The 25,767-nt window shown below is 38.2% G+C and carries 26 protein-coding genes; 11 read left to right on the top strand and 15 right to left on the bottom strand.

Going from position 1 to position 25,767, the window contains the following annotated elements; genetic code table 11:
• Positions 1-31 precede the first annotated feature (31 nt).
• The 3 genes from MHB44_RS17550 to MHB44_RS17540 are packed head-to-tail and all read left to right on the top strand — an operon-like array spanning position 32 to position 3,549.
• Positions 32-2,050: an ABC transporter permease gene (locus MHB44_RS17550; RefSeq protein ID WP_053994994.1), complete on the top strand. Its 2,019-nt coding sequence runs from the start codon at positions 32-34 to the stop codon at positions 2,048-2,050.
• A complete protein-coding gene (locus tag MHB44_RS17545) occupies positions 2,034-2,915 on the top strand; it encodes an ATP-binding cassette domain-containing protein (RefSeq protein ID WP_053994993.1) in 882 nt (293 codons plus the stop codon). The genes MHB44_RS17550 and MHB44_RS17545 overlap by 17 nt, the downstream gene beginning before the upstream one ends.
• Positions 2,905-3,549, top strand: coding sequence for a hypothetical protein (locus MHB44_RS17540; RefSeq protein WP_341300206.1), 645 nt, complete (start codon positions 2,905-2,907; stop codon positions 3,547-3,549). The genes MHB44_RS17545 and MHB44_RS17540 overlap by 11 nt, the downstream gene beginning before the upstream one ends.
• A gap of 58 nt (positions 3,550-3,607) precedes the next feature.
• On the opposite strand, the gene MHB44_RS17535 is transcribed toward MHB44_RS17540, so the two are convergent.
• The 4 genes from MHB44_RS17535 to MHB44_RS17520 are packed head-to-tail and all read right to left on the bottom strand — an operon-like array spanning position 3,608 to position 7,441.
• The gene (locus MHB44_RS17535) at positions 3,608-4,678 is read right to left on the bottom strand and encodes a sulfate/molybdate ABC transporter ATP-binding protein (RefSeq protein ID WP_341300205.1); all 1,071 of its coding nucleotides are present in this window, start codon (positions 4,676-4,678) and stop codon (positions 3,608-3,610) included.
• Positions 4,679-4,693: 15 nt separating this feature from the next.
• On the bottom strand, positions 4,694-5,536 hold the full coding sequence (cysW, locus tag MHB44_RS17530) for a sulfate ABC transporter permease subunit CysW (RefSeq protein ID WP_341300204.1): 843 nt from the start codon (positions 5,534-5,536) through the stop codon (positions 4,694-4,696).
• Positions 5,537-5,546: 10 nt separating this feature from the next.
• The gene (cysT, locus tag MHB44_RS17525; RefSeq protein WP_341300203.1) at positions 5,547-6,380 is read right to left on the bottom strand and encodes a sulfate ABC transporter permease subunit CysT; all 834 of its coding nucleotides are present in this window, start codon (positions 6,378-6,380) and stop codon (positions 5,547-5,549) included.
• An 11-nt stretch (positions 6,381-6,391) separates the two neighbouring features.
• A complete protein-coding gene (locus MHB44_RS17520; protein ID WP_341300202.1) occupies positions 6,392-7,441 on the bottom strand; it encodes a sulfate ABC transporter substrate-binding protein in 1,050 nt (349 codons plus the stop codon).
• A 641-nt stretch (positions 7,442-8,082) separates the two neighbouring features.
• Here MHB44_RS17520 and MHB44_RS17515 point away from each other — a divergent pair.
• Genes MHB44_RS17515 through cysC form a run of 4 tightly spaced genes read left to right on the top strand, consistent with a single transcriptional unit; the run spans position 8,083 to position 11,648 of the window.
• Complete coding sequence (locus tag MHB44_RS17515; RefSeq protein ID WP_341300201.1) at positions 8,083-8,784, top strand: phosphoadenylyl-sulfate reductase; 702 nt, start codon at positions 8,083-8,085, stop codon at positions 8,782-8,784.
• Between the two features lie 12 nt (positions 8,785-8,796).
• Positions 8,797-9,861, top strand: a complete 1,065-nt coding sequence (locus MHB44_RS17510; protein ID WP_341300200.1) for an inorganic phosphate transporter — start codon at positions 8,797-8,799, stop codon at positions 9,859-9,861.
• Between the two features lie 57 nt (positions 9,862-9,918).
• Complete coding sequence (sat, locus tag MHB44_RS17505) at positions 9,919-11,058, top strand: sulfate adenylyltransferase (protein ID WP_341300199.1); 1,140 nt, start codon at positions 9,919-9,921, stop codon at positions 11,056-11,058.
• Positions 11,055-11,648: an adenylyl-sulfate kinase gene (gene cysC, locus MHB44_RS17500; RefSeq protein WP_341300198.1), complete on the top strand. Its 594-nt coding sequence runs from the start codon at positions 11,055-11,057 to the stop codon at positions 11,646-11,648. Before sat ends, cysC begins: the two co-directional genes overlap by 4 nt.
• A 50-nt stretch (positions 11,649-11,698) precedes the next feature.
• Here the strand turns inward: cysC and mnhG are convergent, their stop codons facing one another.
• The 7 genes from mnhG to MHB44_RS17465 are packed head-to-tail and all read right to left on the bottom strand — an operon-like array spanning position 11,699 to position 17,457.
• Positions 11,699-12,067, bottom strand: coding sequence for a monovalent cation/H(+) antiporter subunit G (mnhG, locus tag MHB44_RS17495; protein ID WP_341300197.1), 369 nt, complete (start codon positions 12,065-12,067; stop codon positions 11,699-11,701).
• Positions 12,051-12,332 (bottom strand): Na(+)/H(+) antiporter subunit F1, encoded by a 282-nt coding sequence (locus MHB44_RS17490; RefSeq protein ID WP_053994982.1) that lies wholly within the window; start codon positions 12,330-12,332, stop codon positions 12,051-12,053. The genes mnhG and MHB44_RS17490 overlap by 17 nt, the downstream gene beginning before the upstream one ends.
• On the bottom strand, positions 12,329-12,808 hold the full coding sequence (locus MHB44_RS17485) for a Na+/H+ antiporter subunit E (protein WP_341300196.1): 480 nt from the start codon (positions 12,806-12,808) through the stop codon (positions 12,329-12,331). The genes MHB44_RS17490 and MHB44_RS17485 overlap by 4 nt, the downstream gene beginning before the upstream one ends.
• A gap of 4 nt (positions 12,809-12,812) precedes the next feature.
• On the bottom strand, positions 12,813-14,300 hold the full coding sequence (locus MHB44_RS17480; protein WP_341300195.1) for a Na+/H+ antiporter subunit D: 1,488 nt from the start codon (positions 14,298-14,300) through the stop codon (positions 12,813-12,815).
• The gene (locus tag MHB44_RS17475) at positions 14,293-14,634 is read right to left on the bottom strand and encodes a Na(+)/H(+) antiporter subunit C (protein ID WP_341300194.1); all 342 of its coding nucleotides are present in this window, start codon (positions 14,632-14,634) and stop codon (positions 14,293-14,295) included. The genes MHB44_RS17480 and MHB44_RS17475 overlap by 8 nt, the downstream gene beginning before the upstream one ends.
• Positions 14,634-15,056, bottom strand: coding sequence for a Na(+)/H(+) antiporter subunit B (locus MHB44_RS17470; RefSeq protein ID WP_053994978.1), 423 nt, complete (start codon positions 15,054-15,056; stop codon positions 14,634-14,636). Before MHB44_RS17470 ends, MHB44_RS17475 begins: the two co-directional genes overlap by 1 nt.
• Positions 15,043-17,457, bottom strand: coding sequence for a Na+/H+ antiporter subunit A (locus MHB44_RS17465; RefSeq protein WP_341300193.1), 2,415 nt, complete (start codon positions 17,455-17,457; stop codon positions 15,043-15,045). Before MHB44_RS17465 ends, MHB44_RS17470 begins: the two co-directional genes overlap by 14 nt.
• A gap of 155 nt (positions 17,458-17,612) precedes the next feature.
• Here MHB44_RS17465 and MHB44_RS17460 point away from each other — a divergent pair, with 155 nt between their 5' ends.
• A complete protein-coding gene (locus MHB44_RS17460) occupies positions 17,613-18,176 on the top strand; it encodes a DUF5366 family protein (RefSeq protein WP_341300192.1) in 564 nt (187 codons plus the stop codon).
• A 192-nt stretch (positions 18,177-18,368) separates the two neighbouring features.
• Here the strand turns inward: MHB44_RS17460 and MHB44_RS17455 are convergent, their stop codons facing one another.
• Entirely contained in the window at positions 18,369-20,219 is a 1,851-nt protein-coding gene (locus tag MHB44_RS17455) for a transglycosylase domain-containing protein (protein WP_341300191.1), read from the bottom strand.
• 220 nt (positions 20,220-20,439) lie between these two features.
• On the opposite strand from MHB44_RS17455, the gene MHB44_RS17450 reads away from it, so the two are divergent.
• Positions 20,440-21,027, top strand: a complete 588-nt coding sequence (locus MHB44_RS17450) for a peptidylprolyl isomerase (protein WP_053994975.1) — start codon at positions 20,440-20,442, stop codon at positions 21,025-21,027.
• Between the two features lie 22 nt (positions 21,028-21,049).
• Entirely contained in the window at positions 21,050-21,262 is a 213-nt protein-coding gene (locus tag MHB44_RS17445; RefSeq protein WP_205445184.1) for a hypothetical protein, read from the top strand.
• A 57-nt stretch (positions 21,263-21,319) separates the two neighbouring features.
• Here MHB44_RS17445 and MHB44_RS17440 read toward each other — a convergent pair whose 3' ends face one another.
• Both MHB44_RS17440 and MHB44_RS17435 read right to left on the bottom strand, forming a co-directional pair.
• Positions 21,320-22,738, bottom strand: a complete 1,419-nt coding sequence (locus MHB44_RS17440) for a CorA family divalent cation transporter (protein ID WP_341300190.1) — start codon at positions 22,736-22,738, stop codon at positions 21,320-21,322.
• Between the two features lie 113 nt (positions 22,739-22,851).
• Positions 22,852-24,024 carry a MalY/PatB family protein gene (locus tag MHB44_RS17435; RefSeq protein WP_341300189.1) on the bottom strand — a complete coding sequence of 391 codons (1,173 nt, stop codon included), beginning with the start codon at positions 24,022-24,024 and terminating at the stop codon, positions 22,852-22,854.
• Between the two features lie 72 nt (positions 24,025-24,096).
• On the opposite strand from MHB44_RS17435, the gene MHB44_RS17430 reads away from it, so the two are divergent.
• Positions 24,097-24,357, top strand: a complete 261-nt coding sequence (locus MHB44_RS17430; protein WP_341300188.1) for a DUF1871 family protein — start codon at positions 24,097-24,099, stop codon at positions 24,355-24,357.
• 62 nt (positions 24,358-24,419) lie between these two features.
• Here MHB44_RS17430 and MHB44_RS17425 read toward each other — a convergent pair whose 3' ends face one another.
• On the bottom strand, positions 24,420-25,760 hold the full coding sequence (locus MHB44_RS17425; RefSeq protein WP_341300187.1) for a sodium-dependent transporter: 1,341 nt from the start codon (positions 25,758-25,760) through the stop codon (positions 24,420-24,422).
• Positions 25,761-25,767: the final 7 nt, after the last annotated feature.

The raw sequence follows: 25,767 nt of genomic DNA, 5'->3' as shown, positions 1-25,767 counted from the left end.
TTTACTAGTATAGGATGAAAGGATGGAGCGGATGAGTCGATGGATAAATTTAGTCGCTTTTTATAGCAGACGTCTAATAACAAGTAAATTTTATATGGGGTCTCTACTTGTCTATACGGTGATGCTATCTGTCCGGTATATTGTCCTATATAATGGAACTTCAAAAGACTATGGCAATGTATTAGGTGAGCTTTTTGTGCCTGGGCAAATGCTTTTTATGATCTATATGGTCTATTTTTACCGCTTATTTGCCGAAGAGCGTGCTTTTGGGATGGAACGTTATTTCTCAGATGCCTACCGTATATTATGGCAGAAAATAGTAGCAATGGCATTTGTACATATGAGTATTCAAGGTATATTTTTTATTGTCCAAACACTGCTTGTATGGGGCTTTTATAGGGCTGTTTCGGTTCCGTGGTCAAACTTTTATCTAGAAGTAGCTCTATTTATTGTGCTCTATTGTTGGCTACCAACCTTGATTGGTTTAGCGATTGGTGTGCTGATTGCTAGTGTAGTGGGCAAACATAAGATAAGCTTTGTGATTTTACTGATAATTTGGTTTTTACTAGGACCGATAAATACAGAAATTTTTATCGACTATTTTCGACAAATTCAGGCGGATGATTGGCGTAGCTTTTCATATTTATCTACAATGAGTCTCTACCAAGTCTATCAATCATATATGGGCTATAGTTATTCAAGTGGAACAGCGTGGAAAGGAATTGGCTGGATATTGGTGTCGGTCTTATTACTTTTGATTAGCTTATTGCGTTATAGCATGTTCCGTCAACAGCGGATAGCTACTGTAATTGCTATATTGCTAGTAGGTGGGCTAACAATAGGAAGTATTGAGCAGATGACACGTAATGAATCAAGAGTCTTTAACTATGCAGATGAAGAAGCTGAAAGTCTTTATTATAAAAATTATACTATACCGCCAGCCGATTTACGTTATCATATTGCTAATTATACAATTAACATTGGTGATACAGGCAATCAATTATCGACAACAGTTGCATTAAAGCAAGTACAAACAACGACACCGACCTTTCAGCTTCATCATGCCTTTCCAATTCAGCGCATTGTAGATGAGCATGGGAAGGAGCAATTTTTTCAACGTCAAGGAGATACAGTGAGTGTTACGATTCAACCAACAACAACTGCTTTAACTTTTGACTATACATTAACGAGTCAATTTTTTGTTAAGGTGCATCGAGATCGTTGGCTATTACCTGCTACAGTGGACTGGTATCCAAAAAGAAGTGCGGAACCGCTTGTACAGTATGTTGATTTTATAGGCTATAGTCGAGCTATTCTTAAGCCAATTCAGGAGCCAGCAGTGAAATTTCAGGTGCATAGCAAGCAAAAATTACTGTTAAATATTCCTAAAATTCAGCCAACCATTTATGAGGGCGTTGTAGATGGCCTAGCAGTAATCAAAGCACCGTTCCAACAGCAAACAATTGGGCACTATCAAGTAGTCTATCCATTAGATGGAGTGGATACAAAGGAGCAATTTGAGGTGATGATTACACGTATGGAGCAGGTTAATCAAGACCTTCAAAAGCTAATGCCTGCTAGTCGAGCTTTGCCAGATTTGCTGGTTTTTCAATCAGGAGGGGGAGCAGTACAATGGCACGATAATTTCCTGTTATACCCAACGGATTCTCTCTATGCTATTGACTCCATTGATGGGACAGCTTATTTAATGCCAAGTAAGCTGGCATTTGCACATATTAATCAGCAATTGAGCAATCCAGCGGTTGCTGAGGAATGGCTGGATTTAACAGGCCAAATTTTAGCAACACGTCATAAAATTAACCAACCAGGATCTGAATTGTTCCGCCCAAGCCCATTTTATTATCATGAGTTCTCAGCTACAGATCAACAATCGGCTGATTTTGTTTATAGTCAGGTATTGCAAGCAGACGAAGCATTACAAAATCGGTTATTAAGTGCATGGTTTAGTAATATTGAGCAGGTGCAAAATGACTGGCAGCAAATTGAACAACTTGTACGGGAGGTGCTTCAGCATGAGAATGGAAATTGAGAATTTAGCAAAAACGATTAAAAAGCGCAATATATTAGATGATGTTTCATTAACGGTTGAAGGGATTTATGGCTTAATTGGTCCAAATGGGGCAGGTAAGACAACATTAATGAAAATATTAGCAGGATTGCAGACATTGACGGCTGGTTCAATTAAAATTGATGATCAACACTATGTCCATCGCCATGCTAGCTATATTACTGCTAATACCTTGATCGGTTATTTACCACAGGATTTTATGATTTATCCTGAAATTTCAGTCTATGAGGTGCTTGATCATATTGCTGTTTTGCAGGGGATTGTGAAAAAAAGCGAGCGACAGCAGCAAATAGAAGAGGCATTAGCGATTGTAAATTTAAGTGGACAGCAACATAAAAAAATGAATGAGCTATCAGGAGGGATGCGAAGAAGAGTCGGTATTGCCCAATTATTAATGAGAAAGCCATCTATTTTATTGTTTGATGAGCCGACTGCAGGGCTTGATATAGAGGAGCGAATTCGCTTTCGTAACTTATTATTAGAGCTAGGAAAACAGCATACGATTGTTATCTCCTCTCATATTGTTGAGGATATTGAATTTCTTTGTACTAAAATTGGCATCCTCACACAAGGACAGCTACGTTTTGAAGGTACACCTGAGGAGCTAAAGCAGCGAGCGGACGGTTATGTCTATCATATGGATGTGCAGGCAGAGGCATTAAGTGAGCTCTTAATGACACAGGATGTTACACAAATTAATGAAGAGGAACAACATTTAAAGGTGCGTATCTTTTCAACGGAAGCTTTAGATCAGCCAAGGGTGATTCCTCGTTTAATGGAAGGCTATTTAGCGATTGTACGAGGTGTTGATAATAATGGAAAATAGTAGGCTATTGTTTGCATTTGATAAAAAAAGCATGAAAGGGGCATTTTATGTGCCGTTTTTCATGTGGGGAGTAGCTTTGCTAGGGATTTTATTTTATGCCTCAATGGAGAAAGATTATTATAATCATTTTATTATTGTGCAAGGTATTTTTTTGCCATTTTGCTGTTGGCATCTAGTGTATCGTTATAGCGAGCTATTAGTGCATGGAGCGGAGGATACATTGTTCCCCTATTATCGCAAATGGTTTTTTTATGATATTGCTCGTTATGGTATTCTCTATAGTTTCTTGCTAATTGTGCTCTTGCTAATTATCGGAATAAAGGGAGGTGGAGGGGCTGCTGTTTTTGATAACATTACATTAGCCCATTTATCTGTACTACTGTTGTTTTATTTGTTTGGCGGACTTGCCTTGCTTTTTATGATGAGGAGTGTTGAGCTAACCTTAGCGATTATCTTTATTTATACGGTGATTGAGGTGGTGACATTGGGAACATCAGGTCTGCCATGGCCACATATTTTTATCTTTTTGCCACCTCTACCAGAAGATCCAGAAATGACGAAGAAATTTACATTCTTATTGTTAACAACAGTCAGTATGGCGTTGTATGTAGCAAAGAAAATACGACTATTTTAATAGAAAATAGGCTGCATGAACCCCAAGAATTTTAGAGCTTGGATTTCATGCAGCTTTATTAAATAGAATAATCCTCAGGAATAAACACCTTTAATTGCTTTGGCTTGATATAGACTTGGTCGCCAATTGTAAGCTGGAGCTGAAAGAATTGTTCTTTTGTTAATTCAGCCTCTAAAAATTCATCAAGGTCTTCACGCCGTAGCTCAATTTGTACAATCGGCCCTAGTAAATGAATATGACTGATTTTTGCAGGGACTGTACCTGGCATATTGGTTTTCTCAATATGGATATCATGTGGGCGGACATAGCCTATGGCGTTATCGTCTGTATGCGTATGGCTATTAGGTACATCAAGGGCAAATTCGCCATGCATTAGTTTGCCATTCGCTAAACGTCCCTTAAAGAGATTGACATTACCTAAAAAATCATAGACAAATGGACTCTTTGGATTTGTATAGACCTCATCAGGGCTCCCAATTTGCTCGATTTTGCCGTTGTTCATCACCACAATGCGATCTGCTACATCTAGGGCTTCCTCCTGATCATGTGTGACAAAAATACTTGTAATATGAAATTCATCATGCAGCTTGCGTAGCCAACGACGCAATTCCTTGCGCACTTTGGCATCAAGCGCTCCAAAAGGCTCATCGAGTAAAAGCACCTTAGGCTCTACAGCAAGCGCTCGGGCAAGTGCTACCCGTTGCCGTTGTCCACCTGATAGCTGTGTAGGATAACGATTCGCAAAGTTTTCAAGTTTAACAAGTTGTAGCAATTCCATTACTTTCGTTTTGATATCTTGCTTAGAGGGTCTGTTTTTTCGTGGGCGCACCTTTAGCCCGTAAGCGACATTATCAAAGACGGTCATATGACGAAAAAGGGCATAATGTTGAAAAACGAAGCCCACATTGCGTTCCTTTGGATGTCGATCCGTCATGGACTGTCCATCGAATAAAATTTCGCCCATATCAGAGGATTCAAGACCTGCAATAACACGTAATAATGAAGTTTTTCCTGAGCCAGAGGGACCAAGTAATGCTACTAGCTCTCCAGACTGAATATCAACTGAAATATCCTCCAATGCTTGAAAAGAGCCATATTTTTTCGATATGTTGTGAATGTGAATACTCATATAAACGATCCCCTTTTAAACGGATTTTGATTTCCAGGCAATGATGTCTTTTATAATTAATGTCAAGATCGCCATCACACTCATTAAGGATGCGACAGCAAATGCGGCTGAAAATTGATATTCATTATATAAAATTTCAATATGTAGCGGCATGGTATTGGTCATGCCGCGTATATGACCTGATACAACAGAGACAGCCCCAAATTCTCCAATGGCACGTGCATTACATAATATCAAGCCATAGAATAATCCCCATTTAATATTTGGTAATGTGACATACCAAAATGTTTTAAAACCACTAGCACCAAGAGAAATGGATGCTTCTTCCTCAGACGTTCCCTGTGTCTGCATTAAAGGTATCAATTCACGTGCAACAAAAGGCAATGTTACAAAAATAGTGGCAAGCACAATACCAGGTAGTGCAAAAACAATTTTAATATCGTGAGCGAATAGCCAATCACCAAATAGCCCCTGAGAGCCGAACAATAAAATAAATACTAGACCTGCAATAACAGGGGAGACCGCAAAGGGTAGATCAACAATAGTAAGTAAGAGATTTTTTCCTTTAAAATTAAATTTAGTGAGTGCCCAAGCAGCCATTACACCGAAAATAGCATTCAGCGGTACAGCAATAGCGACCACTATTAATGTTAGTTTAATAGCTGCTAAAGCATCTGGATGGGTAATTGCTGCAAAGTACACCTCTGCGCCCTTTTGAAACGCCGTGACAAAAATAGATACTAAAGGCAGTACGATAAAAAAGGCTAAAAACGCTAAAGCAGTAAACGTTAATAGATACCGAATAATACGAGGTTCTTGTAAGGCAGCAGGCTTTGACAGAGCTATTGATTGTTCCATATAATACCTCCTAATGTACAAAACGGCGATTGGTTAGCCATTGTATGAAATTAATGATGAATAATAACACAAAGGATGTTACAAGCATGACTACTGCAATGGCGGTAGCACCAGCGTAATCATATTGTTCAAGCTTGGTCATAATAATTAAAGGTGTAATTTCCGTTTTCATCGGCATATTTCCAGCAATGAACACAACGGAGCCATATTCACCTAATGCACGAGCAAAGGCTAAAGAAAAGCCTGTTAAAATGGCAGGTGCTAGTTCAGGCAACAGGATTTTACGAAAGGTTTGCAAACGATTTGCGCCAAGGCTAGCAGAGGCTTCCTCGACCTCAGCGCTAATATTTTGTAAAACTGGCTGTACTGTTCGAACAACAAATGGTAGCCCAATAAAAGTAAGGGCGATAATAATGCCAAGAGGCGAAAAGGCAATTTTAAACTCAAAAAATTGACCAATCCAGCCATTTGGCGCGTAGAGTGAAGTCAAAGCAATACCAGCTACAGCAGTAGGTAAGGCAAAGGGCAAATCTACTAGTCCATCAATAATTCTTTTAAAGGGAAATTGATAGCGTACAAGTACCCAAGCAATAATTGTGCCGAAAATAGCATTGATAATACCAGCGACCAGCGCTGTGCCGAAGCTTACTTTATAAGAAGCAACAGCACGAGGATCTGTAATGATCGCAATAAATTCAGTCCAACTTAAGGACATGGTATGAATAAAAATCATTGATAGTGGCAACAACACTAGCAAACTAACATAGAGCATTGTATAGCCAAGTGACAAATGAAAACCTGGAATAACTCTACGTGCTTTTTTAGGAAGGCTTACATTACTCATCAAAACACCCCTTATTGTGGTACATAGATTTCATCAAAAGTACCGCCATCTTTAAAATGAGTGGCCTGTGCCTCTGACCAGCCACCAAAATCGTCAATGGAAACAAGCTCAAGCTGCGGGAATTGATCTTGATACTTGGCTAAAATATCTTCGTTGCGTGGTCGATAGTAGTTTTTAGCAGCAATTTCTTGACCAGTATCACTATATAAATGCTGTAAGTAAGCCTCCGCAACTTCACGTGTACCTTTTTTATCAACGATTTTATCAACAATAGCAACAGGTGGCTCTGCTAAAATACTTAATGAAGGAGTGATGATTTCAAATTCATCTTTGCCCAACTCATGAAGTGATAGATAGGCTTCATTTTCCCAAGCAATTAACACATCCCCGATTTTTCGTTCCACGAATGTTGTTGTAGAGCCGCGAGCACCAGAATCTAGTACCTCTACATTGCTATAAAGTGCATTCATAAACTCCTTTATTTTCGTTTCATCGTTGTTATATAGTTTCCCAGCATAAGCCCAAGCGGCTAAGTAATTCCAACGAGCCCCACCAGATGTTTTGGGATTAGGTGTAATTACTGATACATCATCCTTTATTAAATCATCCCAATCGTGAATATCTTTTGGATTACCCTTGCGCACTAAAAAGACTATAGTTGATGTGTATGGAGTAGAATTATTATCAAATTCTGTTTGCCAGTCTTCGTTTAATAGATCGCGAGCTTGTGCAATTTCGTCAATGTCATAGGCTAGTGCAAGTGTGACCACATCTGCTTCAAGACCATCGATCACTGCTCGACCTTGTTTGCCAGAGCCGCCATGGGATTGCTTAATCGAGACCTCTTGACCTGTTTCATCCTTCCATTTTTTTATAAAATCTTGGTTGAACTCATCGTAAAGTTCACGTGTCGGATCATAGGACACATTTAATAGTTCCACAGATTTTGCTGTCTTTTGGCCATCTGCATTTTCTTCTGAAGCAGTGCCGCAGCCTGTTAAACCCAATGTTAATACAGATAGCAGTGCTAATGAGCGGAAAATATGGTTTCTTTTTTTCATATCGTTTCTCTCCCTTTTCTGAATTCAAGAATACAAAAAGCCATCTCCTACAATGAATTAACATCATAGGTAGATGGCCTTCAGATCCTCTGATCAGCATTTTTTTATTTGTGTTATCGCTTTAGTAATACATTAAACATAGATTTCCTATTAGTCAACATGGAATTTGAAAAATAATTATATTGGTGCCCATGCTGTAGGATTGCTACTGTCGCGCAAAAAGAGTAGGAGTTTCGCTCAAAAAAGGTGTAAGAGCGCTCAAAAGGGTGGAGGGTGCGCTCAAAAAGGATATAAGAGCGCTCAAAAGAGTAGGGCACTCGCTCAAAAAGAAGGAAGTTGCTTAAAAAACACGTGCCGCTTTGCTATCACACAAAACTATTCACTAGTGACATTAATATGAATACATTATATTTTGGAGAGATAATCGAAAAAAAAGTGTTAAAATTCAAAAAAAACAAAAACCTAGTTGACTGCTTGGTGTACTGTGTTATATATTATTAAATAAGAAAAGCGATTGTGACATGAAATAGTGAGCAATCATAAAATAATGAGCTGACTAGTTAAACTAGAGGCGTTTTAACAAAGACCTGTTTTACGGTGTCTTATGTTAGAACGCCTTTTTTCGCAATGAGGGGGATTTGATGTTAACATACGCAACTTGGCAAGAGCCAACCATTGATTTTCAGGTTGACGAAACGTATAAGGCTGCACTAGAGGTTTTACGGTGGAGCTATCAGGAATATGGGGATGATATCGTTTATGCATGTAGCTTTGGCATTGAGGGAATTGTTTTAATCGACCTTATTTCAAAAGTAAAGCCTGATGCAACCATTGTCTTTTTAGATACTGATGTTCATTTTAAAGAAACATACAAAACGATTGATCGTGTCAAAGAAAAATATCCACAATTAAATATTGTGATGAAGAAGCCTTCACTTACACTTGAACAACAAGCGGCTCAGTATGGTGCTGAGCTATGGAAGTCGAATCCAAATCAATGCTGTGATATTCGTAAGATTAAGCCTTTATATGAAGCATTATCAGGTACAAAGGCTTGGATATCGGGCCTGCGGCGTGAACAATCGCCAACACGCCAAAAAACAAATTTCCTTAATCGTGACGATAAATTTCAGTCAATTAAGGTATGTCCACTTATTCACTGGACTTGGAAGGATGTTTGGCGCTATGTTTCAAAGCATGATTTGCCCTATAATCCATTGCATGATCAAGGTTACCCAAGTATCGGCTGTGAGCATTGTACAAAGCCCGCCTTTACGATGGAGGATTTACGTTCAGGCAGATGGCAAGGCTCTGGTAAAACAGAATGCGGATTACATGAGTAAAGGAGTTATGCCATGCTTGAATATTTTGCAATAGCGATTAGCTTATTTTTTGCGATGAATATAGGTGCAAGTGGAGCAGCCGCTTCCATGGGGGTTGCTTATGGCGCAGGTGCTATAAAAAAAGCTTGGCAAGCCTTACTATTGTGCGCAATTGGTGTCTATAGCGGTGCTGTATTAGGCGGAGGAGAAGTTGTAAAAACAATTAGCTCAGGTATTATGCCTACAGAGTATATTACGGTGAAGGTCGTTATTATTATTTTAATTTCTGCTACAAGCTCGCTGTTTTTCGCTAATCTTTTAGGGATACCGTTATCCACAAGTGAAGTAACGGTAGGTGCTGTTGTGGGCGTAGGGATTGCTTACAAAGTGTTATTTGTAAAATCCTTACTTGTTATTATGTCATTTTGGGTAATTGTGCCGATTATAGCATTTGTGATTGCACTTGTATTTGGGCGATTATTATACAAATTACGCGGTAAGGGCTTATTAAAAGATCATCCAATTTTAACCGTTCTTCTGATATTAGCAGGATTTTTCGAAGCTTTTTCAGCAGGGATGAACAATGTTGCCAATGCAGTTGGGCCGCTTGTTGGTGCTGGTATGATGGATGTAACAACAGGTATTGTGCTTGGTGGTGCTTTTGTTGCGATAGGGGCTATATTACTTGGAAAACGTGTGCTTGAAACAAATGGTAAAAAAATTGTGCGCTTTAAGAAGCCTGAAGGAATTTTAATTTCCAGTACAGGAGCACTGCTGGTGGGGATTAGCTCGATATTTGGGCTTCCAGTGCCGCTTACACAAGTAACATCTTCATCTATTATTGGTATGGGAATGGCACAAAATGGGACACAAATTTTCCATAAGAATATTGTGAAAAAGATACTTCGAATTTGGATTGTTTCACCAATTTTTTCATTAGCCATTTCTTATTTTTTAGTTCAGTTATTTTTAGAAAAGGATCTCTATGCCATTGTCCTAATTGGCAGCATTATTATTGGAACGCTCGGTGTCATTAGCTTAATGCGTATGATGCGTGAGGAAGAGCAATCTATTTATGATGCGGGAGAAGGTATTTAACATAGCTTATTTTCATTATAAAACATAGTATTTAACTAGATTTAGGGGGAAATTAAAATGAGTTTACAACCACATGGCGGATCACTTGTACAGGCATTTAATCCTGAGAAAGATTTGACAGCTATTCATCAGGAGATTGAGCTGGATGCGATTTCACTGAGTGATCTAGAATTAATTGCAATAGGTGGCTATAGCCCAATTGAAGGCTTTTTAACACAAGAGGATTATGAATCAGTTGTTGAACAAAGTCGTTTAGCATCAGGTGTTGTTTGGAGCATTCCGATTACATTACCTGTAACAAAAGAGAAGGCGGCAACGTTACAGTCTGGTGCCGAGGTAAAATTAGTTTATAACCATGAAGTTTATGGTGTGATTCAAGTAGCGGATATTTATGAGCCAAATAAGAAAAAAGAGGCTTTGCTTGTCTATGGTACAGAGGATTTAGCACATCCTGGTGTTCAAAAGTTATATGAACGTCCTACTGTTTATGTTGGTGGTAAAATTACATTGGTTAAACGCATTGAACAAAAGTTCCCTGCCTATTCATTTGATCCAGTTGAAACACGTCAATTGTTCGCAGAAAAAGGCTGGAAAACAATTGTTGGCTTCCAAACACGTAATCCAGTGCATCGCGCACACGAATATATTCAAAAGGCGGCCCTTGAAACCATTGATGGCTTATTCTTAAATCCACTTGTTGGTGAAACAAAGTCAGATGATGTTTCTGCAGCTATTCGTATGGAAAGCTATGAGGTGTTACTGCAAAACTATTATCCTGAAAACCGTGTGCAATTAGGGGTATTCCCAGCAGCTATGCGTTATGCGGGACCAAAGGAAGCTATTTTCCATGCACTTGTTCGAAAAAATTATGGCTGTACGCATTTTATCGTTGGTCGTGACCATGCAGGTGTTGGTGATTACTACGGCACATATGATGCGCAAAAAATCTTTGAACAATTTACAGAGGATGAGTTGGGCATTGTGCCATTAAAGTTTGAGCATAGCTTCTACTGCAAAAAATGTGAAGGGATGGCTACAACAAAAACTTGTCCACATGATAGCACTGCACATGTCATCTTATCAGGTACAAAAGTACGTGAAATGCTACGCAATGGTGAAGTACCACCAACTACCTTTAGTCGTAAGGAAGTAGTAGATATATTAATTAAGGGTATGCGTAAGGAGGCAGTAAAATGAGTTCAAATATAGTTTGGCATGAAGCGTCCGTTACAAAAAAGGAGCGCCGTTCAAAAAATAAACATCAAAGCTTTATTTTATGGTTTACGGGCTTATCTGCCTCAGGAAAATCATCTGTAGCCAATGCATTTGCTCGTCAATTATTTGAAAGTGGCAATCAAGCATTTGTATTAGACGGTGATAATGTGCGTCATGGCTTAAATAAGGATTTAGGCTTTGATGAGATAGGGCGAAAGGAGAATATCCGCCGTATCGGAGAGGTTGCAAAGCTGTTTGTGGAAAGCGGTCAAATTGTTTTAACAGCGTTTATTTCTCCTTATCGTGAGGACCGTCAAGTTGTGCGTGAGCTTGTAGCAGATGGTGAATTTATTGAGGTTTATGTAAAATGTTCCGTGGAAACTTGTGAGCAAAGAGACCCAAAGGGATTATATAAAAAAGCAAGAAATGCAGAAATTCCTAACTTTACAGGTATTAGCGCGCCCTATGAGGAGCCAGAAAATCCAGAAATCACCTTAGATACAGAACAATATTCCATTGAAGAATGTGCTCAACAACTTACACAGATTTTAACAGATAAAGGCTATATTTAAGCAAAGCAAAAGCTGCCCGATACATAGAGATCAGGCAGCTTTCTTATGGATTATTTAATATTTTGTTCCTTCTTCATTCTTTCAATTTCAGGACCTAGCTCGTCACGTACAGTTCCTTTCCAGGGTTTGACACCAGCGATGTAGGAGGAGCGCGTCATAATATGTCCGCCAACAGGGCCTGTAATAAATAAGAATAATATCCCTAGTAAAATACGCGGATTAAAGTGACCTTCAATTAGCCAAAAGTGAAAGAATACACCGATCAATACACACATCACTCCAAGCGTTGCACTTTTAGAGGCAGCATGGGCACGTGTATACAAATCAGGTAAACGAATAAGCCCAATAGCAGTGACTACAATAAAGAGTACCCCAACCGTAATAAAAAAGATAACTAAACTATTAGCGAGAATTGTCACGTTTTAAGATATCTCCTTTCTCTATAAATTTAGAGAAAGCCACTGTACCGATAAACGATAAGATTGCTAGCAATAAAATAATTTCAAGGAAAAAGCTTGTTTCCACTAATATCGAAAACAGCCCGATAAGTGAAATCAGTGATACCCCCAGTGAGTCCAGTGCAACAACACGGTCGGATGCAGCAGGACCTTTAATCATACGATAAATAACCCCAATCATTGATAAGCAAATCACTACAATGACAGCGATAATAAAGATTGTCATGATTTACTCACCTCCAAAATAGCTTTCTCAAATGAATCGTGAATCGCAGCAATCGCCTCATCTACATCACTAATATCAATCGCATGGATATACAACGTTTTAGCATCATCAGATACATGCACGACCACTGTTCCTGGTGTTAACGTAATTAAGCTGGATAATAGCGTGATTTCCCAGTCCTGCTTTAAAACAGTAGGATAGGCAAAAAAGGCGGGCTGCATATCTAGCTCGGGCTTTAAAACAACTCGAAGAACTTGAACATTGGCTAATATTAATTCCTTAAAGAATAGCAAGGTTAGTTTAATAAGGGCCCATATACGGTAAATATAAAGGCGTGAAGTGAAAAAGCGTCGCATCATCATCAGTAAAATAATACCTAGTAGAAACCCAATAATAAAGCCTGCTGCTGTGTAATTAGAAGATAGGAACATCCATACAAAGGCAAGTACAAAGTTTAAAATGATTTGAAATGCCACCGTTTTAATCCCCCTTCATCACAGCATCTATATAAATAGATGGATCATTTAATAATTTTGCGGCGTCATCCATAAATGGTGTAATCCATTCGGAGCCAACACCATATGCCACGGTGATACATACTAACAGGGCAGTAGGTATAAATAGCATTTTATAAACCTTTTGATCGACAATACCGTTTGTTTCTTTTTCTTCACCCCAAAAGGCATAGATAAAAATACGAATCACTGACAATAAAACAAGCAGTGAGGAGGCTAAGATAAAAATACTGCCCCACATGCTACCAGCCTCAAAGCCACCTTGGACAATTAATAGCTTGCCGACAAAGCCACTAAGCGGTGGAATACCTGCTAAGCCAAATGCTGCAATTAAATAGCTCCAGCCAAGAACAGGATATTTCTTAATAAGACCGCCCATCTTACGCAAATCGGATGTACCTGTAATATAGATAATAATTCCGATTAGCATAAAGAGTGCTGCCTTAATTAACATATCGTGAATAAAATAAAACATTGCTCCCTTTAAGGCAACCTCATTCATTTGAGCAATCCCAAATAAAATAACACCTACTGCAATAACAATATTGTAGATAATAATAAGCTTGACATCAAAATAGGCGAGTGCTCCAATACAGCCAGCTATAATTGTGGCTATAGCTAGCACCAACAGTAAATGATGCGTATATGATAAATCATGGACAAAAAACAAGGTATAGGTGCGGGTAATCGCGTATACCCCGACCTTCGTTAGCAGTGCACCGAATAAGGTTAGCACAGGAATCGGAGCTGCTGCATAAGAAGTTGGTAGCCAGAAATATAATGGGAAAATCGCTGCTTTTAAGCCAAAGACCATTAAAAAGAGGACAGCGATGACCGTAATAATGCCTGGCTGCTGGATATCCGCTATTTTAACGGCAATATCCGCCATATTTAATGTGCCAACTACAGAATATAAAAAGGCAACTGTAATAACGAACAGGGCAGATGAAATGACATTAATTAAAATATATTTAATCGACCCTTTGAGCTGACCCTTTTCTCCACCTAGTACAATGAGCAAATAGGAGGCCATTAATAATACCTCAAAGAACACAAAGAGGTTAAAAATATCACCTGTTGTAAATGCTCCATTGACCCCTGTTAAAATAAACATAATACCAGGATAATAAAAAAAGTGTTCCCGTTCCTTCGTAATGGAGCCAAAGCCATACCATACAACAAAAAGGGTAATTAGCAATGTTGTTGTAACGAGCAAGGCAGATATCATATCAGAAACCATTGTAATCCCATAAGGTACAGGCCAATCGCCAAATGTTACCTTTTGGATGCCATCATACTTTACTTTGAAAAGAAGCGTAATGGCTGAAATAAGGGCAAGTCCCACGCCTAGTAAGGCAAATCCACGTTGATAGGTTAAATTCTTTCTGCCAAGCATTAAAATAATCCCAAAGAAAAATGGGATGATAATAGGCAGTAGAAGGAAGTTATTCATCCTCGTCACTTCCTCTCATTAGGCTAATATCATCTGTTTTTAGCTCTTGATAGGAACGATAAGCAAGGACAAGGAAAAATGCTGTTACCCCAAAGCTAATCACAATCGCCGTTAAAATAAGTGCCTGTGGTAAGGGGTCAGCGAATGTTTTAGCGCTCTCACTTAAAACAGGAGGAGCCTCTCCACCAAGGCCGCCCATCGTTAAAATAAGCAAATGTGCTCCATGGCTTAACAAGCCTGTACCAATAATAATGCGTAATAAACTTTTTGACAGCATTAAATAGACAGCTGCCATAAAGAGAAAGCCAATGACAAAGGCCATAATTATTTCCATTATTCATCCTCCCCAATCGTTTGAATAATGGTCATCGTAACGCCAACAACAACCAAATAGACGCCAGTATCAAACAGCATAGCCGTATGGAGTGACTGCTTGCCTAGCAATGGTAAATCAAAATAATCAAAGAAATGTGTAAAAAATGGCTTGCCTACAAACATCGGAAATGCTGCTGTCGCAAGAGCTAGCAGTAAGCCTCCCGCTGTAAAATACGTGTAATTGATCGGTAAAATATGACGAACTGTATTAATATCAAACGTTATAATTAAAAGTACAATGGCGCTTGATGTTAATAGTCCCCCCACAAAGCCGCCTCCTGGTGTGTAGTGACCCGCCAGAAAAATATGAATGGAGAAGAAGAAAATAATAAAGAATACAATTTTAGCGGTAAATTGGATGATCACATCATTTGTTTTCATGTATTTTCTCCTTTCGATTCATACGTAATTTAATCATGGCTAAAATACCCATTCCAGCAATGCCTAGCACCGTAATTTCAAATAATGTATCAAAGCCACGGTAGTCTACTAAAATCACGTTTACAATATTGCCTCCACCTGCTAAAGAATAAACAGTTTCCTCATAATATTTAGAGATGGATGGAATAAGCTTTTGAGAATGAGCAGACAGCGCAACCAGTGTCACCATAATACCGACAGCAATTGAGATAATAGCACGATTTAATTGGAATTTCATACGTTCTTCTCGTTTGCCAAGCTTCGGTAAGTGGTAAAATGCCATTAAAAATAAGGCTACAGAAATCGTTTCGATAACAAGCTGTGTAAGGGCTAAATCAGGTGCATTAAAAATAACAAAGAATAAAGCGACTGTGTAACCGACAGCACCTAGCCCAATAATGGCTGTTAGTCGTGATTTTGCCAAAATAACAATGGCTGTGCCAATCACTAGAACCACCGCTAGGATAAGCTCATATGGTCGAATAGGTGATGTGCCCTGCCAAGCAATACGAAAGGCATCTTTAAGAAAAAGAGAGCTGATTACAATAACCGTAATCCCACTAAACATATAGAGTAAATAATGGCGCATAGACTCTGTCATATAGCGCTGTGATAGACGATTTAAGCCAACATCTAATCCCTGCATCATTTTGTTATAAGCATTGTTCAATGTGAATGCTTGTGGGAAGCGTTGATACAGTCCCTGCCATTTTGGTAAAGTGACAAATAATAAAACACCGACAATAATAATACCAATTGTCATTAATAGCTCAGGCGTAATATGTCCATGCCAAGCCGATACATGAATATCGACATCTTGTGGAGTTGTATATAAAAATGGTTGGATTGCTTGAACAGCTGGTTTTACAAAGGTATCACCAATAAAGTTTGGAACAAAGAATATGGCAATTACGCATGTTGCTAAAAGTATTGGTGAAATAAGCATACCAATCGGTGCCTCATGTGGCTGATGTGGCAATTGTTCTGGTTTGTAATTGCCCATAAATGTTCTAGCAACAAAATAAAAGCTATAAATAAAGGTAAAAATGCTAGCAATCCAAGCGATAATTGGGAAAAGTGCGCCCCATGTATCGAAGCCGAAAAATTCAAAATTTTGCAGTGCCAGCATAGCTGTTAAAAACATTTCCTTACTTAAAAAGCCGTTAAATGGCGGAAGACCAGCCATTGATAGGCTTCCAATTGTGGCCACAGTAAAGCTAATCGGCATAATACTCATTAAGCCACCTAGCTTTCGAATATCACGCGTACCTGTTTCGTGATCTATAATCCCTGCAATCATAAAGAGGCTACCTTTAAATGTTGCATGGTTGATAAGATGGAAAATAGCAGCAAAGGCCGCATATTTAATCGTATCGATAGAGCCATTACTATGAAAAGCAACAGCGCTTGCTCCAAGCAATGACATAATAAGCCCAAGCTGGCTGACGGTAGAAAACGCCAGAATTCCTTTTAAGTCTGTTTGCTTTACGGCAAAGAAGGAACCCCAGAAGAGTGTCAAAATACCGACGCCTGTTACTAGCCATACCCAAAGCTCAGATGCAGCAAAAATAGGTGTAAAGCGCGCAACTAAATAAATACCTGCTTTCACCATTGTTGCAGAGTGAAGGTAGGCACTCACGGGTGTTGGCGCTTCCATTGCATCTGGTAGCCAAATGTAAAATGGAAATTGTGCGGATTTTGTAAATGCACCTAACAGTAATAATAGTAATGACCATGTAAACAAAGGGTGCTCTGCTAAATTAGGCGCCATCGCAATCAGCTCACGAATGGAAAAAGTTCCACCCATTAAATAAAGAAGAACAAACCCTCCTAGCATCATTAAGCCGCCACCAACTGTAATCAACATTGATTTCAATGCCCCAAAGCGTGAGGCATCTCGTGTATACCAATACCCAATCAGTAAAAATGATGAAATAGATGTGAGCTCCCAAAAGAAATAGAGTGTAATTAAATGATCTGACTGTACAACACCCAACATTGCAGACATAAACAACAGTAAGTAAACATAAAAGTTATGTAATTTTTCTTTATGCTTGTCTAAGTAAAAAATAGAGTAAAGTACAACTAAGGAGCCGATGCCAGTAATTAGCAGCGAGAATAATAAGCTAAGTCCATCTAAATAAGAGATAACCGAAATATCAAGTGATGGAATCCACGGCAGCTCTGCAGTAAACGCTTCTCCTTTCGCTACTTGAGCAATATAGGTTGCATAAATGATTGCAAGTGTAGCAGGTACAGCAAGAACAAACCAACCTGTGTGAATATGTTTCATGCGTTTATAGAAAAGTGGCACAAATATAGCCGCTACTATTGGCATGAAAATATAAAGTACTTGTAACAAAAAAATCCTCCTTTATGCAAGTAAGTACACCAATTATAGCGTACTTTTATTATGAATGCATATGTACAAATAGGATTTAGCTTGCAGTAGTGGAAGAGTTTTGGCTATATTATAAATAGGAAGTTATTAAGAAAAATAGAGGAAAAAATTTTTTTATGAGGAATCCATATATCTATGGTTATTTACCATTAATTACAATTTTATTATTTAGTTTAACGTTTGGTATGTATGCTGTGGGGCAATCTTTACAAATTTTTCAAGCAATCGGTGTTTACTCAGGCATGCGAGAATTTTTATCTGATTTTGAATTACGTGTATTTTTATTGATTGTTTTTGCTATTGTTTTTTTTATGGTATTTTCAGCGCTTAAACTAGTAGGGGAGACAATCCATGAGCTAGGGATGCTCTTTTTTTCGAAAGATAATGATGGGGTAACCGTAAACCAGGCGCGAGGCGGCTTTATTATATTATTTATTGGTGCGATGTGTTCCGCCTTTGCCATTCAATTTATTTATGTGCTCATCGGTATCTTTGTCATAACGATATTTGCCTACTTTATTTATTTAATTTATAAAATGAGCCATTTTATGCCGATGGGCAGCACAATCGGCTTGTTAGTTTTTGAGCTGTTTATGTGGACAATCCTATTAACATTAGTGGTTTATGTCATCTTAAAACTATATAACGGTATTTTGGCAAGCTTACCATTTGCAAACTAGATACATAATAGCAAGAGAAGTTGTCTGAAAAGTCATTTTGTGATACTCCATAGCATCATCACAGAAGTAATATTTATGGTACCGAAAGCGTAGCGAGAGATACAGATATAGGTCCACCCATTTTTACCATGGAAATTGGGACTGTTGGATAGGATTTTTCCTATCCAACAGTCCCTTTTATTATGTCATATGCTATTCTAATAAAACATTAAATAATTGATGATGAATTTTATAGGCTTCTAGCTGCTGCATGGACTGTGGTTTATCGTAGCCTAGCCATACTGCTGCTGTATAGCGATCATTGAGACCAGCAAGCCAGTAATCACGATAGTCATTCGTTGTACCTGTTTTTGCCCCAATGTAGCTACTAGAGCTATAAACACCTTGCCCTGTTCCGTTTGCCACAACATCTGTCAGAAGCTCCCGCATATATTTGACTGTTTTAGATGACCAAATTTGCTCAGGCTCTGTATCCCAGCTATAAAGTGTTGACCCATCTAGTGCTGTTACTTTGCGAATACTATGTGCAAACGCGTAGGACCCATCAATAAAGCTTGTATAAGCATCAGCTAGCTCTAAGGCTGTTACGCCATATGTTAGCCCACCCAATGATGCAGCATAATTACGGTCTGCATCCACTACAGAACGGAAGTGGAAGCGATCTAAATAATGAAAGGCTGTATCAACACCAACCATTTGGAATAGTCGTAATGCTGAGGTATTGTAGCTATGACGAAAGGCTGTGCGTATAGATACATTCCCATATACATAGCCCCCATAGTTTTGCGGACAAAACGAGCCGATACAATAATTACCGCCATTCACAATAGAATCGGGCGTGTGGGTTGTTGTTTCAAAAAAGGGTGCATAGACAGCGAGTGGCTTAAAGGCTGATCCTGGCTGTCGTGTCCCTTGAAAGGCACGATGGTAATCAAATTTTTCATAGTTTTTCCCCGCATAGAGACTAACAACCTCTCGTGTTTGATTATCAATAACAGCACCTGCTGCCTGCAGTTGCCCTGTACCTAGAATAGCTGTCATCTTGTTTTCATCATGCATCTGTTTAGCTGGATCAAGTGCTGTATGAATAATGAGTCCATTTTGAAATAATGTATGAAGCCGATTATCTAATTGTGTTTTAATCTTTTTCTTATCTTCTTCATTATTTGTATGGTTAAGACGATCTGTATAACCTTCCTTTTCTGCTACTAACCATTTAAGCTCTTGTAAAACATAGGTACTGTACATCGGATGGTTTTGAATTTTATCTTTAATCGTTAAAGTAATGGGTTCTGCCTTATATGCTTGTGCAGCTTCCTTGGTGATAAAGTTATTTGTCACCAATGTATCCAATAAACGTTCCTGCCTTGCCTTCGTCTGATCGAAATTTTTTAATGGATTATAAAGAGATGGATTGTTTGGAATAGCAGCGATAAAAGCAATTTCAGCAGGGGATAATTCTTGGAGAGGCCTTTGAAAATAATAGGTAGCTGCTCCGCCGATACCATATACCTGATTGCTAAAATAAGCTTCATTCAAATACATTGTTAAAATAGCTTCTTTATCAAACTCTTTTTCTAATTCATAGGCATAAAAAAGCTCTGTTAGTTTTCGTTCATATGTTTTTTCCTCTGATAAATAACGCATCCGCACAAGTTGCTGGGTGATGGTGCTACCACCCTGAGAGGCTGTATTTGTATTGGAATTGGCTACAACTGCACGAATAATCGCACTTAAATCAAAGCCAACATGCTCAAAAAAGTCAACATCCTCACTAGCAATAAATATTTCTTGGGCAATCTTTGGAATTTCCTGTAATGTAAGTGGCTGCCGCCATTCGACATATTCTTCACTAAATGTTTGTCCATGCTGATCGATAAGCGTCACAGGGAGCTGTGTTTGTACTTCAGGTAAATGAATAGCATGGGCAATTTGCTCCTCATGTGCTAGAGCTGTTTGAATCTCTGTCCGAATATTTGTGCTAATCCACCATAATGTGGGTAATGATAGCAGTATAATAAAAAAACCAAAAGCTTTTTTCATATAGGCCTCCATAATTTCTATCAATCACTCCATAGAATAACATATTTTTACTTATCGCCAAATACGTGTTTAAACGACTGCTATAAAAAGTGCAAAAATCGTCAATACTTTGATAAAGAAAACAGTTGGGAAGTATGGTAGACTAAAATGAGGTCAGATAAGGATGCACCATCATCTTTTTCATTAACACTGAAATTTTACATTTAAAGGAGAGACTTCGATGTTTCCACAATTAACAACAGATGTACAGGCAGGCGAAGTGCTTGTAGAAATGAACACAACATTAGGTACCATTAAAATTAAATTATTCCCAGAGCAGGCACCTAAAACTGTTGAAAACTTTTTAGGTCATGCAAAATCAGGCTACTATAACGGCATTATCTTCCACCGTGTTATTCAAGACTTTATGATTCAGGGCGGTGACCCAACTGGTACTGGTATGGGTGGCGAATCAATTTGGGGGAACTCCTTTGAGGATGAATTCTCAGATGAACTGTTTAATCTCCGTGGTGCGTTGTCAATGGCAAATGCAGGCCCAAACACAAATGGTTCTCAATTCTTTATTGTACAAATGAAGCACCTGCCAAGTGATATGCTTCGTCAATTACAAGGGGCAGGCTTCCCAGAAGAGATTATCGAAGCTTATGCTCAAAATGGTGGTACACCTTGGTTAGACCATAAACACACAGTATTCGGTCATGTAGTAGAAGGTATGGACATTGTGGATAAAATTGCTGATGTGGAAAAAGATTTCCGTGACAAACCAGTAGAAGATGTGAAAATTGAGTCAATTACAGTCTTTGAATAATACTTATAAGGACGTGTAGAATATGCAAAACTTTATGTATCAATTTTTATATTTCCCTGAAGATAAATCAGGCTATATTCCAGCAGCGTTTGAATTTTTAATTATGCTTATTCTATGTATTATCGTGTTTACGCTTTTCAGAAAAATTTCTAAGAAACAAGAATTGAAATCAAAAGAAATCGAAGCACGTATTTTAGCGGATAAGAAAAATACAAACAATCAACAGAATATCTAAGTAAAAGAATCTGCTTGCCACTTAAGATTGAAAGGGCAAGCAGATTTTTTAATTAGATCATTTCTTATAGCGTCGAAAACTATTTTGCAGTGTCTTAAAGGCAGTGATACAAACCAGTATGAGTGACAAGCCAATTCCACTCAAGGCAGTAATAAAGGCTACCCATTCAAAGAGTGTATAACTCCAAATATTACCTAAATCACTACTGTCCTTCCAGCCTTCAATCACTAAATTCATACCGTAAATACCAGATACTACAGTAAATACAGTTAAAATGAACAGTAAATTATTGCTTCGATTATCTGATTGATCCTCCTGTATACGATACAAACTGTCCAATGTCTCTTTTGTTTCTAAATAGTGTTCATTCATACGGAAAAACTTCCGGAGCATTTGGGAAAGGTCTCTACCTTCAGTTCGGACAATGACTTCTTTGAAATAATAACGTGCAGAAAATTTTGTAATTAGCTCAATTAATGCATTGACAACTTGCCTATCCTTCCCCCATTTTATTTCACTATATTCATAGGAAAGCTTTAAGAGCATCATTTTATAAAAATAATGAATAAAAAGATTGTAATAGTGAGTCCCCATAAATTCCTGAAGGCTATGTGTACATTTTTTAAAGGCCATATTTGTAAGTGTTATTTGTGCCTGTGCTGAAGTGATGATATAACTATTTGGTGCCCATCGTGTATAAGTGTGTTCTTTCACATAGTTTGAGATATATTGAGGATTCGTACTAGAAATAAAGGGCTTACCATCAGGTGTTCTACCATCAACCTGCCCTAATCGAAATAAATGTTCGGGTAAGATCTCTGCTTGTTCATCACCGATTAAATAAGCAGAGGAAAACATTCGTTCATCTTCAAAAAAAGGTAAGCCTTCATAGCTATGGTCCTGCTGATGTAATAGAAAAGGCTTTAGATAAGGAATAAAATAATTAAATAATAGTTCACTAGTAGAAGAATAATGGCCAAATGAAAAATGATGGCTTGCTCCTTTTTCTTCTCTTAACTTTGCCTCTAATACTCTAAAATAGTGAATAAAAGTTAAACTATCACTAATGTCATGTGGTGTATCTGTAATGCATGTACGAACTGTTACAATACCGTTTCCGAAGGGACAGAGTGTTACATCTATACTCATTACTTCATAATTTATATGACTTTCTTGATGATGTAAGGAACCTTGCGTATAAAAAGCTTTTGAAAAGCGCATAAAGTGTGGGCTGTCCATGTCGTTTGGAAATAGTTTATCCTCGAGAAAGGGATAGAAAAACTGGGCAAGCTCCTCATGTATAATGGTAATATCTCCATAAAATGTACTTTCAAGAGCAGTGTTATCTAAAGTGAAGAAAGAAAAACCCTCGTGTTGAAGTATATCACCAATTCTTCGGCGGTTTTTCGAATGATAGGCAAAGGGAAATAAGAATGTTATATAGGCATGTTTAATCGTTAATGGAGCTAAATCCAAAGGAAAACACCTCTTTTCTATCCAAATGGTTAAGAAACTTTTCCACAAAATAATTATTTTAAACATTCAAAAAGGATATCTCCAAAAGTTGAGATATCCTTCTTGTATATTTTTTATTCGGCAAAAGCTTTTTTAAAGCGCTCTACGCCATCCTGAACGGTTTCAAAGGAACAGGCTACATTCATACGTAGGAAGCCTCTACCTTCTTCGCCGTATTTTGTCCCTGGTTCTAGTCCTAGCTTGCCTCTTTCTAATAACCGCTTCATCACATCTTTTTCTTCAAGCGCTAATTGTCGATAATCAATCCATACTAAATAAGTGGATTGTGGCTTCATAACACGAATACCTGGAAGTTTCTCTAGCTCTGTCTTCACATAGTCTATATTAGCAGAAATATAAGAAAGTAGTTCCTCTAACCAAGGAGACCCTTCTGTATAAGCAGCCTGAAGCGCTACAGGGGCAAATGAATTTAGTAAACCTTGTCCACTCGCCATATTGACTGCCTCTAATTGTAGACGTTTTTTCTTATCGGTCACAATCATATATGAAACCTGAATACCAGCTAAGTTAAACGTTTTGGTAGGCGCCATACATGTGATGATACGATCCATTTCATCACCTGCAATTTTTGCTAAGGGGATATGCTGTTCACCATTTAACATTAGATCAGCATGGATTTCATCAGAAATAATCATAACATCGTGTTTAGCACAAAGGCGGATAATTTCCTTTAACGTTGCCTCATCCCATACATAGCCTCCTGGATTATGTGGGTTACATAATATATAGGCCTTTACATTTTGGACCAATGCCTGTTCAAAAGCTTCAAAATCATAGGTAAATGTGCCATCTTTTTCAACGAAAGGACAGCTAACCACTTCGCGGGCATTGCTTTTCGGTATAGTAAAGAATGGTGGATAGATTGGTGATGATATCAATATTTTATCACCAGGCTCGGTTAGTGCGACAATGCAATTCGCTAAAGCAGCCACAACACCATTACAGAATAGAATAGAATCTTTGTGAATTTGCCAATCATGACGAGCATTTTGCCAATCTATGATGGACTGTAAAGTTTCTTTACCAATAAAGCTATAGCCAAAAACAGTGTGCTCGGCATGTTCCTTAAGAGCCTTTGTAACAGCGGCTGGAGCAGCAAAATCCATGTCGGCTACCCACATTGGTAAAATATCTGATGCATCTTTAAGGCCATAGACTTTTTCCATAGCATCCCACTTTACAGAATTTGTATGACGGCGTTTAATCGTTTGATCAAAAATGGACAAGTAAATCACTCTTTTCTTTTTTATTTACTATGGTATCATACGAATATGATTAAAGGATAATAGGTGAGTATTTTGGAAAACATAAAAATGAATCAAGCTGCTGTCCATCTATTAGAGGAGTGGGACCCCTTCCACTTAGGACCAGATCATTATGATACGGAAACAGCAGATGTTGTGGCAGCATTGCAAGGAATTGACGACCCATCAACACTTGCAAAGGTTATTCAAGAAACATATGAGCATTCGTTTGAGCAATGGATACCGTTTGAAGAGTGTGTAGCCATTTCCTACAAGCTAATTGCCATTAAATTTGCAGCAAAATGTATTATTTAATGTATGTTGCATATTTGCCATGAAAAAGGCTGTCATGTAGATGACAACCTTTTTTTAGTGAATTATTTAAATAGAGGTAAAATACCTTGGATAAAAATAATAAAAATAGCAATCGGAGAGATATAACGAATTAATATATACCAAATGTTGAACATTGTACTAGAGGCGGCAAGCTCCTTACGGGAAATATCTTTTGTGTAATAATAGCCAGCAAATATCGAGATTAATAATGCTCCTATAGGCATACCAATACTGTTCGTTAGAAAATCGACAAAATCAAAAATAGAGCGGTCTAAAATTTGTATATCTGATAATATACCAAATGACAATGCACTTGGGATACCAACGATAAAGATAGCGATACCGCCAATCCAAGCAATTTTTCTACGTTTTTCTGGTTGATCTCCAATCGCAATGGCTACAACAATTTCAAGCATAGAAATCGAAGAAGTGACTGTTGCAAAAAGTAAAAGTATAAAGAAAATTGTTAAGAATAGCCCACCAAGAGGGAGCTGTTCAAAAACAGCTGGCAAAATAATAAAGACAAGACCAGGTCCTTGGTCAGGTGTGTAACCAAGCGCAAATACTGCTGGAAAAATAACTAGGCCTGCTAGTAAGGAAATAATAATATTCATGGATGCTACATTGATGGCTGAGTTGCCAATCTTCTCTGTTTTAGAGAGATAAGAAGCATACGTAATCATCACGGCAATACCAACGCTTAATGAGAAAAACGCTTGTCCTAAAGCCATTAAAAAAGTTTCCGCGTTAAAATAAGACCAATCAGGTACAAACATAAATTTAACGCCTGCCATTGCTCCATCTAACGTTAACGAGCGTATAACGAGCACAATAAAGAAAATAAAAAGTAAAGGCATCATCCAAGTGCTGGCTTTTTCAATGCCGCCCTTGATCCCTGCTGAGACAATAACGACTGTTAACAGCATAAATAGCCCCTGCACAAGAATAGCTTCGAAAGGACTTGCAATAATACTCGTAAATAAATCTGCATAATTAATCTCAGCATGCGTATTCGTTAGCTTAAATGTAAGGGCACGACCTAGATAGCTTAAAATCCACCCACCTACAACGCTATAGAACGATAGGATAAGACCAGCAATAATCATCCCACCCCAGCCAATAAAATACCATGGTTTTCCTGGCGCCTGCTCCTTAAAGGATGTAACAGCATCCTTTTGACCTCGACGACCAATCATAAACTCGGCTATGAGCACTGGTAAGCCAATAAAGAATGTACATAAAATAAATAATAAAATAAAGACACTACCGCCATTTGTGCCAGCCATATAGGGGAATTTCCAAATCGCTCCCAGCCCTATAGCACTTCCTGCGGCTGCTAAAATAAATCCAATTTTAGTTGTAAATTGATCTCTCGATGACACGAAATAA

This window comes from Lysinibacillus sp. FSL H8-0500 (assembly GCF_038051955.1).
Lineage (GTDB): Bacteria > Bacillota > Bacilli > Bacillales_A > Planococcaceae > Lysinibacillus > Lysinibacillus macroides.
The sequence above is the reverse complement of the archived record's forward strand: the minus strand, read 5'-3'. Positions and strand labels throughout refer to the sequence as shown.